This window comes from Nocardioides sp. WG-D5, assembly GCF_054031175.1.
In genome coordinates this window covers 4,760,264-4,770,191 of sequence record NZ_CM132928.1, presented here as the reverse complement: position 1 = coordinate 4,770,191, position 9,928 = coordinate 4,760,264, and the positions used below count along the sequence as shown (strand labels likewise).

Sequence of the window (9,928 nt, the reverse complement as noted above, 5' to 3'; positions counted from 1 at the left end):
GAGGTCAGGCACGCGTATGGTCGTGCTCACCGTCGTGGTCACCATGCTGTTCCTGGCCGTCGGCACCGGGATCGGCACCTGGGCGTTCTACGGCCATCTCAACCGCAACCTCGGCTCCGGCGGCGACATCCACCACCTCGTCGAGGAGCCGGACGACGCCGACGAAGGCCCCAAGCAGCCGCTCAACATCCTGATCCTCGGCACCGACGGCCGTGACTGCGACGGCTGCTCGATCGACGGCGAGGGCGGCTCCGGCGGCTCCGACAGCACGATCCTGCTGCACGTCGCCGCCGACCGGAAGTCGGCCTACGGCGTCTCGATCCCCCGCGACGCGCTCGTCGACCGACCCGAGTGCACCGCCGCCGACGGCAGCACGATCCCCGAGGCCAGCGGCGTGATGTGGAACCAGGCCTACGCCCTCGGCGGCCCGATCTGCACCGCCCGCCAGACCGAGCTGCTCACCGGCATCCCGGTCGACCACTACCTCGCCCTCGACTTCGCCGGGTTCCGCGGCATGGTCGACGCCCTCGGCGGCGTCACGATCTGCATCCCCGAGGCGATCGACGACGAGGAGCACAACATCTTCCTGCCCGCCGGGACCCACAACCTGCGCGGGAAGCAGGCGCTCGACTACGTACGCAACCGCTCCTCCACCCCCAACGCCGACCTCGGCCGGATGCGGCGCCAGCAGTACTTCCTCACCGCTCTCGCCACCAAGGTCCTCTCCGCCGGCACCCTGACCCGCCCGCGCCGGTTGGCCACGTTCGCCACCGAGCTGTCGAAGTCGATCACCACCGACATCGGCTCCGTCGCCGGCCTGGCCGAGCTGGCCGCCCAGATGCGCGACGTCGACCCGGGCAGCATCGAGTTCGAGACGGTGCCCAACCAGGCCTACCCCGAAGGCGACCCCAACTGGGGCCGCCTCCAGATCCTCCCGAAGGCCGACCAGCTGTGGCAGCGGATGCTCGAGGACCGACCCCTCCACGACCCGACGAGCGCCCCGACAGACTCCCCCACCAGCTCGCCGCCCAGCTCTCCGACCGGCACCGCCACGCCCGCGAACCCCGAGGTCAGCGCCTCACCGAACGAGGTCCCGGCCGAGTCCGTGACCCCCGAGCAACGGGAGAAGGACGCCGCCGACAACGGCCTGTGCGCACCCGCCTGAGTGTGATGTGATCCACTCACCTCATGACCAACACCACGGTTCCCGTCGGGGTCGGCGCCCTCACCTTCGACCAGGTAGTCGCCGTCGCCCGTCATGACGCCCCCATCACCCTCACCGACGAGTCCCTGACCGCGATGGCCACGAGCCGCGCGCTCATCGAGGACCTCGCCCACGACACCCGGCCCCACTACGGCATCTCCACCGGCTTCGGTGCGCTGGCCAACACCTCGATCCCGCCCGAGCACCGCGCCCAGCTGCAGGCCTCGCTGGTCCGCTCGCACGCGGCCTCCTCGGGCGCCGAGATCGAGAAGGAGGTCGTACGCGGCCTCATGCTGCTCCGCCTCTCGACCCTCGCCACGGGGCGGACCGGCGTGCGCCCCGAGGTCGCCCAGACCTACGCCGCGCTCCTGAACGCCCGGATCACCCCCGTCATCGGCGAGTACGGCTCGCTGGGCTGCTCCGGTGACCTGGCCCCGCTCGCCCACTGCGCGCTCGCGGCGATGGGCGAGGGCGACGTACGCAACGCCTCCGGTGAGCTGGTGCCCGCGGCCGACGCGCTCGCGGCTGCCGGGATCACCCCGGTCGCGCTGCGCGAGAAGGAGGGGCTGGCCCTGATCAACGGCACCGACGGGATGCTGGCGATGCTCGTCCTGGCGCTTGCCGACCTCGACGACCTGGTGGCCACCGCCGACATCGCCGGTGCGCTCAGCATCGAGGGGCTCCAGGGCACCGACAGCGTCTTCGCCGAGGACCTCCAGGCGCTGCGTCCGCACGCCGGCCAGGCGACCTCGGCCGCCAACATCCGCGCCGTCCTCGCGGGCAGCGGCATCGTCGCCGACCACCGCGGCACCGGGTTCACCCGCGTGCAGGACGCCTACTCGCTGCGCTGCGCGCCCCAGGTGCATGGCGCGGTGCGCGACACCATGGCCCACGCGGCCCGGGTGGCCGAGGTCGAGCTCGCCAGCGCGGTCGACAACCCGGTGATCACCCTCGACGGCCGGGTCGAGTCCAACGGCAACTTCCATGGTGCACCGGTCGGCTACGTACTCGACTTCCTGGCCATCGCCACCGCCGACCTCGCCTCGATCTCGGAGCGCCGCACCGACCGGTTCCTCGACAAGGCCCGCAACCACGGCCTGCCGCCGTTCCTCGCCCACGACCCCGGGGTCGACTCGGGGCACATGATCGCGCAGTACACCCAGGCCGGGATCGTCTCCGACCTCAAGCGCCTCGCCGTGCCGGCCTCGGTCGACTCCATCCCGACCTCCGCGATGCAGGAGGACCACGTCTCGATGGGCTGGAACGCCGCCCGCAAGCTCCGCCGCGCCATCTCCGGGGCACGCCAGGTGGTCGCCATCGAGATCCTCACCGCTGCCCGCGCGATCGACATGCGCGCCCCGGAGTGCCCCGGCGCCGTCGGTGCCGCGCTGGTCGAGGAGATCCGCACCCTGGTCCCGGCCCCCGGCCCCGACCGCTTCCTGGCCCCCGACATCAAGGCCGTCGTGGACCTCGTCGCCACCGGCGCGCTCCTGGCCAAGGCGCGCGAGCTCGCCGACATCTCCTGACTGCCGCGCGGCGCCACTTTCCCGCCATGGCGGGAAAGTGGCGCCATCCGCAGATCCCGCGACAAATCCCCTCCATGGCGGGAAGATGCACCGACCACAGCCGCCAGAGCGAGCTTTTCGCCGGGTCGGGCTGACGCCCGATCCCACGATGAGGTGAGATGGACCACATGAGCGAACCACGCACTGTCCGCGCAGCCCGCGGCCCCGAGATCACCGCCAAGACCTGGCAGACCGAGGCCGCCAAGCGCATGCTGATGAACAACCTCGACCCGGAGGTGGCCGAGCGCCCCGACGACCTGGTCGTCTACGGCGGCACCGGCCGCGCCGCCCGGTCGTGGGAGGCCTACGACGCCATCGTCCGCACCCTCGACGAGCTCGAGGCCGACGAGACGCTGCTGGTGCAGTCGGGCAAGCCGGTCGGCGTGTTCCGCACCCATGAGTGGGCGCCCCGGGTCCTGATCGCCAACTCCAACCTCGTCGGCGACTGGGCGACCTGGCCGGAGTTCCGGCGACTGGAGTCGCTCGGCCTGACCATGTACGGCCAGATGACCGCCGGCTCGTGGATCTACATCGGCACCCAGGGCATCCTCCAGGGCACCTACGAGTGCTTCGCCGCCATCGCGCGCAAGAGGTTCGGCGGCACGCTCGCCGGCACCCTGACCCTGACCGGCGGCGCCGGCGGCATGGGTGGCGCCCAGCCGCTCGCGGTCACGCTCAACGAGGGCGTCGTGATCGTCGTCGACGTCGACGCGGCCCGCCTCCAGCGCCGGGTCGACCACGGCTACATGGACACCGTCGCGTCCTCTCTGGAGGACGCGCTCGCCCAGGCCGAGGAGGCCAAGAAGGCGCGTACGCCACGCTCCATCGGTCTCCTCGGCAACTGCGCCGCGGTCTTCCCGGAGGTCCTGGCGCGTGGGGTCGAGGTCGACATCGTCACCGACCAGACCTCGGCGCACGACCCGCTCTCCTACCTCCCGCTGGACTACACGGTCGAGGAGTGGGCCGCGCGGGCCCAGCAGGACCCCGACGACTTCACCGAGAAGGCGCAGGCCTCGATGGCCAAGCACGTCGAGGCCATGGTCGGCTTCCTGGACCGCGGGGCCGAAGTGTTCGACTACGGCAACTCGCTGCGCGAGGGGGCCCGGCTCGGTGGCTTCGCGAACGCGTTCGCGTTCCCGGGCTTCGTACCCGCCTACATCCGCCCGCTCTTCGAGGAGGGTCTCGGCCCGTTCCGCTGGGCGGCGCTCTCCGGCGACCCCGAGGACATCGCCAAGACCGACCGAGCCATCGTCGAGCTCTTCCCCGAGAACGAAGGGCTCAAGCGCTGGATCACCCAGGCCGGTGAGAAGGTGCACTTCGAGGGCCTCCCGGCGCGGATCTGCTGGCTGGGCTACCAGGAGCGCCACCTCGCCGGGCTGAAGTTCAACGAGATGGTCGCCTCCGGCGAGCTCTCGGCACCGGTCGTCATCGGCCGCGACCACCTCGACTCCGGCTCGGTGGCTTCCCCCTACCGCGAGACCGAGGCCATGAAGGACGGCTCCGACGCGATCGCCGACTGGCCGCTGCTCAACGCCCTCCTCAACACCGCCTCCGGCGCGAGCTGGGTGAGCATCCATCACGGCGGGGGCGTCGGCATCGGCCGTTCCATCCACGCCGGCCAGGTCTGCGTCGCCGACGGCACTCCCCTGGCCGCCCAGAAGATCGAGCGCGTCCTGACCAACGACCCCGGGTCCGGCGTCATGCGCCACGTCGACGCCGGCTACGAGCACGCGCGCGAGGTCGCTCGTGAGCGCGGCCTCAACGTACCGATGCTCGACTAGCTCGACAGATGCACACAGCGTGCATGGTCTGTTGACCGCACCAGCTTCCGCGTGCTCTGCGCGCGGGGTTGGTCCAGCCCGTGCGTGGGTACCGTCGATTTATGGCATCTCAGCGCGTTCGCAGCGGGCCCCCGGGCGTAGACGCGGGCTCGCCGGAGGAGATCCCGCGCAAAGGCTGGGTCCAGGTTGTGAAGCGGGCGTGGCGGGAGGCGAAGTCCGACCAGCTACCTCTGCTGGCGGCCGGCGTCGCCTTCTACTCGTTCCTGGCGGTGTTTCCGGCGATGATCGCGGCGGTGATGCTCTACGGCCTGGTCCGCGACCCCGGGGACGTTCAGCGCGAAGTCGACGAACTGTCCCAGACGCTGCCCTCGGACGCGGCGAGCGTACTGACCACCCAGTTGGAGGCGATCACCTCCACCTCGTCGGGTTCCCTCGGGCTCGGGCTGCTGGTCAGCCTGATTCTGGCACTGTGGAGCGCTTCAGGCGGCGTCGGCAGCATCATGAGCGCGGTCAACATCGCCTATGACGAGGAGGAGACGCGCGGATTCGTCAAGCGCAAGCTGCTGTCCCTCGGGCTCACCGTCGCTGCGATCGTGTTCGTGATCGTGACGATCTCGTTGGTGGCGGTCGCTCCGGCGCTGCTCGACAACCTCGTCGACGCCGGTCCGGTGCGTTGGGGTCTGGAGGCGGCACGCTGGGTGGGTCTGGTGGTCGCGATGTCGATCGCGCTGGCCGTCCTCTACAAGGTGGCCCCGGACCGCGACGACGCCGAGCTCCGTTGGGTTTCCGTGGGAGCCGTCGTGGCGACGGTCCTGTGGCTGGTGGCCAGCGTCGGCTTCTCCCTGTACGTGGACAACTTCGGCTCCTACAACAAGACCTATGGTGCGCTGGCCGGCGTGGTCGTGTTGCTGCTGTGGCTGTGGCTGACGATGTACGTCGTGCTGCTGGGTGCCGAGATCAACGCGGAGGCCGAGCAGCAGACCGTGGAGGACACCACGGTCGGCCCGGATGAACCGCTCGGCGAGCGCGGCGCGGTGAAGGCTGACAGCGTCCCCGATGACCAGACCGCGCGACCGGCCGACCCCTGAGGCCCCGAAGCCACGGCGGGACCTGAGAAGGCCCGGTGAGTTGCTGGGCAGCCTGCGTCTCAGCGTTGCTCGCCGGGCCTGGTCCGACTCACCCACGCCGCTTGCCGAGCACGACCAGATAGCGGCACGGCTCGTCGGTCGGGTTGACGAAGACGCAGTCGGCCGGTGGCCCCAGCTGCAGGCAGTCCCCCGCGTCGAGCTCGTGGACGAGGTCGCCCTCGACGAACCGCAGGTGCCCCGACAGCACCCAGATCTGCTGCTCCTTGAAGGCGTACGCCGAGGCCGGCGCGGCCACCGACGCACCCGCCGGGAACTCCACCTCGACCAGCTCCAGGATCCCGCGCGCGGGCGGCGAGACGGCGCGGCGTACGTAACCGGTCTCGGGGTCCGTCCACTCGGGCTGCTCGGCACGCCTGGCCACGCGCACGGCGTCCCCCTCGACCCGCGCGATCAGCTCCGACAGGGTCAGCTCCAGGGCACCGGAGAGGCGGGCGAGCAGCACCGCCGTCGGCTGCGCGTCGCCCCGCTCGATCTTGGAGATCATCGCCCGCGAGACGCCGGAGGCCTCGGCGAGAGCCGCGACCGTCATCCCGGCAGCCTCCCGCGCCGACCTGATGTTGGCAGCCAGGGCATCACCGAACATGTCTCCTATAGTAGCCATATGGCTACTATAGGAGACATGCCCTCCTGGACCATCCGCGACGCGACGCCGGACGACGCCGCTGCCTGCGCTGAGATCTACGAGCCGTACGTCCGCGACACCGTCATCTCCTTCGAGACCGAGCCGCCGACGGCCGAGGAGATGGCCGACCGCATCAAGGCCGCCCAGGCCGAGCACGCCTGGCTCGTCCTGGAGGCCGACGACAGGGTGGTCGGCTATGCGTACGCCACCAGTCACCGCACCCGCGCCGCCTACCGGTGGGCCTGCGACGTGTCGATCTACCTCGAGACCGGCCGCCGCCGCAGCGGCGCCGGCAAGGCCCTGTACGCCGCCCTCCTCCCGATCCTCCGCGAGCGCGGCTACCGCCGAGCCCTGGCCGGGATCGCGCTCCCCAACGAGGCGAGCATCGGCCTCCACCGCTCCTTCGGCTTCACCGACGTCGGCGTCTACCGCCGCATCGGCTGGAAGCTCGACGCCTGGCACGACGTCGCCTGGATGCAGCTGGACCTCTGAGCGCGCGAAGCCGCGAAGCGGATCGAGGCCTACGCCAGAAAACCAAGAAGCCCCGAGTCACTGACTCGGGGCTTCTGTGCGTTGTACCCCCGACCGGATTTGAACCGGCGTTACCGCCGTGAGAGGGCGACGTCCTAGGCCGCTAGACGACGGGGGCTTGCACCTGTCATCAGGACCGATTCGGTCCCGCTGACGAGAGAAAACACTACCGGATGACCTGCCGATCCCCCACATCGGCACCCCCTTTCGACGCCGACCGCATCAGCGCCCGCGACCGAAAATGACGAAGAGCCCGAGTCAGTGACTCGGGCTCTTCCTGCGTGGTACCCCCGACCGGATTTGAACCGGCGTTACCGCCGTGAGAGGGCGACGTCCTAGGCCGCTAGACGACGGGGGCTTGCAGCGGGTGAAACCTTAGCGAACCGCTTCGGTGACTCCCAAATCCTCCGCAGAGGATCCGCTGGGCTACTAGGACTCGAACCTAGAATAACTGGACCAGAACCAGTCGTGTTGCCAATTACACCATAGCCCATCGCCTTGCTGGACTAAGCCTCACAAGGACGATCTGGCCCTGGGGATTTCTCCCTCGAACCGAGAGGAAACATTACCGGCGAGGTCCCCCGGCGACGAAATCGGCACGCCCTAGACGCTCTTCGTCGTGGTCGACAGGCCTGCTGATCGCGCGGCCCACACGGTCAGCGCCAGGAAGACGCCGGACTGGACCAGGGTGACCGGGATCCGCCACCACGATCCCTCGGAGGTGTTGAGCACCGCCGAGATGTCGCCGAAGGCGACCGCCATGCCGAGGCTGACGAAGTTGTTGAGGACGTGCATCGCGATGCCGGCCTCGATGCCACCGGTCGCGATCACGCAGATGCCGGCGACGATCCCGAAGGCGAACCGGTCAAGGAACAGCGGGAGGTCCTGGGACCCGTGGGCGGAGGCGAACAGCAGCGCGGTGATCGTCACCGAGACGGTCCGCGCCCAGGCCATCCCGCCGAAGAGCGAACCGAAGGTCTGGAAGATGTAGCCGCGGAAGAGGTACTCCTCCCCCGCCGCCTGCAGCGGGGTGAGCAGCACGATCACGAGCACGAAGTCGCGCATCGTGCTCGTGTAGGGGTTGAGCGTGCTGGGCCCGAGATCGTCGCCGGGGATCGGCAGCCGCGAGGCGATGATGACGGTGACCACCATCGTGATCGCCGCGATCCCGAGACACTGCAGCAGCCACGGCCAGCGGATCCGTCGCTCGACCGAGGCGAGCCACCCCGGCCGCAGCCCGTGCAGCGCCCAGCACAGCAGCATCGCCGCCGGGATCGCCCCGGCGAGCGAGAGCAGCAGGAAGGCCAGCGACTCCGGGGTGACGTTCTCCACGTCGGCGACGCGGGCCATCCCGGTGGCGACGTCGTCGCCGGTGAGCACGAAGAAGAGCTCGAAGCCGACCAGCACCACCGCCGGCGAGACGAAGAAGACGCACAGTCCGATCAGGATGAGTCCGACCAGGGGTCGCCCCCAGCCGCTGCGCCCACTGCGTTGCACCTGGTAGTACGCCAGTCCCGAGGGCGGCTCCATGACCGTGCTCATCCTGCCCGTCCTGCCACGTCAGCTCCTCCCGAGAACCGCCTTCAGGCGCCCCAGCGTACGCTCCCGGCCGAGCAGCTCCATGGATTCGAACAGCGGCGGACTGATCCGCTTGCCGGTGACCGCGACCCGGACCGGGCCGTACGCCTTGCGCGGCTTGAGCCCGAGACCGTCGATCAGGGCCGCGGTCAGCGCGTCCTGGATGGCGGCCGTCGACCAGGTGGAGAGACCGGCAAGGGCGTCGTGCGACGCCCGGACGACACCCAGGCCCTCCTCGTCGAGCAGCTTGGCGGCGTCCTCCTCGTCGAGGGCGAAGTCGGCCTCGGGGACGAAGAGGAACCGCAGCATGTCGGAGGCCTCGCCGAGCTTGTTGATCCGCTCGGCGACCAGCGGCATCGCGGCCTCGAGCATCTGCGCGTCGGCGTCGTGCACCGGGTCACCGATGACGCCGTCGGCCTTGAGGTAGGGAATCACCCGGTGGGTGATCTCCTCGACCGGCAGCAGCCGCATGTGGGAGGCGTTGATCGCCTCGGCCTTCTTGATGTCGAAGCGGGCCGGGTTCTTGACCACGTCGGAGATCTCGAAGGCCTCGACCATCTCCTCCATGGTGAAGATGTCGCGGTCGGCCGCGATCGCCCAGCCGAGCAGCGCCACGTAGTTGAGCAGGCCCTCGGGCAGGAAGCCCTCCTCGCGGTACTTCAACGCGTGCGCCTCGGGGTCGCGCTTGGAGAGCTTCTTGTTGCCCTGGCCCATGACGTAGGGCAGGTGACCGTAGGCCGGTGCGCGCTCGGCCAGGCCGATCTCGACGAAGGCGTCGAACAGCGCGATCTGCCGCGGGGTCGAGGAGAGCAGGTCCTCACCGCGGAAGACGTGGGTGATGTTCATGGTGGCGTCGTCGACCGGCGCGGTGAGCGTGTAGAGCGGGTCGCCGTTGGCGCGCGCGAGCGCGTAGTCGGGGACGTGCTTGGTCTCGAAGGTCACCTCGCCCCGGACGAGATCGTCGAAGGTGATCGAGCCGTCGGGCATGCGGAACCGCGGGACCGAGGAGCGGCCCTCCGCCTCGTACGCCTTGATCTGGTCCTCGCTCAGGTCGCGGCAGTGGTTGTCGTAGCCCTGAGCGGGCGCCTCGCCCTTCTCCCCGGCGGCCTTCGCGGCCTTGTAGGCAGCGAGGCGCTCCTCGTAGCGGGCGGTGACCTCCTCGCCGGTGCAGTAGCACTCGTAGACGTGGGAGGAGGCGCGCAGCCGGCCGAGGGCGTCGGCATAGATCTCCGAGCGCTCCGACTGGCGGTAGGGGCCGTAGGGGCCGCCGACCTCGACGCCCTCGTCCCAGTCGAGGCCGAGCCAGCGCATCAGGTCGATGAGCCCGTCGTAGGACTCCTGGGTGTTGCGGGCCTTGTCGGTGTCCTCGATGCGGAAGACGAAGGTGCCGCCGTGGTGGCGGGCGAAGGCCCAGTTGAACAGGGCCGTCCGGACCAGGCCGACGTGAGGCGAGCCCGTCGGCGAAGGTGCCATCCGGACCCGGTAGTCCTTGGGCTCGA

Annotated in this window: 8 protein-coding genes and 3 tRNA genes; 5 read left to right on the top strand and 6 right to left on the bottom strand. The window is 70.0% G+C overall.

All coding sequences use genetic code 11. From position 1 onward, the window contains the following. Positions 1–16 precede the first annotated feature (16 nt). The 4 genes from ACWZJV_RS23125 to ACWZJV_RS23110 all read left to right on the top strand — a co-directional run bounded on the left by ACWZJV_RS23125 (position 17) and on the right by ACWZJV_RS23110 (position 5,638). Entirely contained in the window at positions 17–1,165 is a 1,149-nt protein-coding gene (locus ACWZJV_RS23125) for an LCP family protein (protein WP_457178966.1), read from the top strand. 23 nt (positions 1,166–1,188) lie between these two features. Then, entirely contained in the window at positions 1,189–2,730 is a 1,542-nt protein-coding gene (hutH, locus tag ACWZJV_RS23120) for a histidine ammonia-lyase (protein ID WP_457178964.1), read from the top strand. Between the two features lie 167 nt (positions 2,731–2,897). Continuing rightward, positions 2,898–4,550: a urocanate hydratase gene (gene hutU, locus ACWZJV_RS23115; RefSeq protein ID WP_457178962.1), complete on the top strand. Its 1,653-nt coding sequence runs from the start codon at positions 2,898–2,900 to the stop codon at positions 4,548–4,550. Between the two features lie 101 nt (positions 4,551–4,651). Further along, a complete protein-coding gene (locus tag ACWZJV_RS23110; RefSeq protein ID WP_457178960.1) occupies positions 4,652–5,638 on the top strand; it encodes a YihY/virulence factor BrkB family protein in 987 nt (328 codons plus the stop codon). An 88-nt stretch (positions 5,639–5,726) separates the two neighbouring features. Here ACWZJV_RS23110 and ACWZJV_RS23105 read toward each other — a convergent pair whose 3' ends face one another. Next, complete coding sequence (locus ACWZJV_RS23105; RefSeq protein ID WP_457178958.1) at positions 5,727–6,281, bottom strand: helix-turn-helix domain-containing protein; 555 nt, start codon at positions 6,279–6,281, stop codon at positions 5,727–5,729. 36 nt (positions 6,282–6,317) lie between these two features. Between ACWZJV_RS23105 and ACWZJV_RS23100 the strand changes: the two genes are divergently transcribed. Next, positions 6,318–6,812 carry an arsinothricin resistance N-acetyltransferase ArsN1 family B gene (locus ACWZJV_RS23100; RefSeq protein WP_457178956.1) on the top strand — a complete coding sequence of 165 codons (495 nt, stop codon included), beginning with the start codon at positions 6,318–6,320 and terminating at the stop codon, positions 6,810–6,812. Between the two features lie 84 nt (positions 6,813–6,896). On the opposite strand, the gene ACWZJV_RS23095 is transcribed toward ACWZJV_RS23100, so the two are convergent. From ACWZJV_RS23095 to gltX, 5 genes are all read right to left on the bottom strand, one after another. Continuing rightward, positions 6,897–6,969, bottom strand: a tRNA-Glu gene (locus ACWZJV_RS23095). Between the two features lie 164 nt (positions 6,970–7,133). Further along, positions 7,134–7,209: transfer RNA gene (locus ACWZJV_RS23090), tRNA-Glu, on the bottom strand. A gap of 63 nt (positions 7,210–7,272) precedes the next feature. Beyond that, positions 7,273–7,344: transfer RNA gene (locus ACWZJV_RS23085), tRNA-Gln, on the bottom strand. A gap of 110 nt (positions 7,345–7,454) precedes the next feature. After that, the gene (locus ACWZJV_RS23080; protein ID WP_008358370.1) at positions 7,455–8,393 is read right to left on the bottom strand and encodes a CPBP family intramembrane glutamic endopeptidase; all 939 of its coding nucleotides are present in this window, start codon (positions 8,391–8,393) and stop codon (positions 7,455–7,457) included. An 18-nt stretch (positions 8,394–8,411) separates the two neighbouring features. Then, complete coding sequence (gltX, locus tag ACWZJV_RS23075) at positions 8,412–9,902, bottom strand: glutamate--tRNA ligase (RefSeq protein ID WP_231381342.1); 1,491 nt, start codon at positions 9,900–9,902, stop codon at positions 8,412–8,414. Positions 9,903–9,928: the final 26 nt, after the last annotated feature.

Excerpts from the sequence above, each read along its gene's own strand:
- ACWZJV_RS23100 (WP_457178956.1), top strand. The coding sequence starts at position 6,318 with ATGCCCTCCTGGACCATCCGCGACGCGACGCCGGACGACGCCGCTGCC.
- hutU (WP_457178962.1), top strand. The coding sequence starts at position 2,898 with ATGAGCGAACCACGCACTGTCCGCGCAGCCCGCGGCCCCGAGATCACC.
- ACWZJV_RS23105 (WP_457178958.1), bottom strand. The coding sequence starts at position 6,281 with ATGTTCGGTGATGCCCTGGCTGCCAACATCAGGTCGGCGCGGGAGGCT.
- gltX (WP_231381342.1), bottom strand. The coding sequence starts at position 9,902 with ATGGCACCTTCGCCGACGGGCTCGCCTCACGTCGGCCTGGTCCGGACG.
- ACWZJV_RS23080 (WP_008358370.1), bottom strand. The coding sequence starts at position 8,393 with ATGAGCACGGTCATGGAGCCGCCCTCGGGACTGGCGTACTACCAGGTG.
- ACWZJV_RS23125 (WP_457178966.1), top strand. The coding sequence starts at position 17 with ATGGTCGTGCTCACCGTCGTGGTCACCATGCTGTTCCTGGCCGTCGGC.
- hutH (WP_457178964.1), top strand. The coding sequence starts at position 1,189 with ATGACCAACACCACGGTTCCCGTCGGGGTCGGCGCCCTCACCTTCGAC.
- ACWZJV_RS23110 (WP_457178960.1), top strand. The coding sequence starts at position 4,652 with ATGGCATCTCAGCGCGTTCGCAGCGGGCCCCCGGGCGTAGACGCGGGC.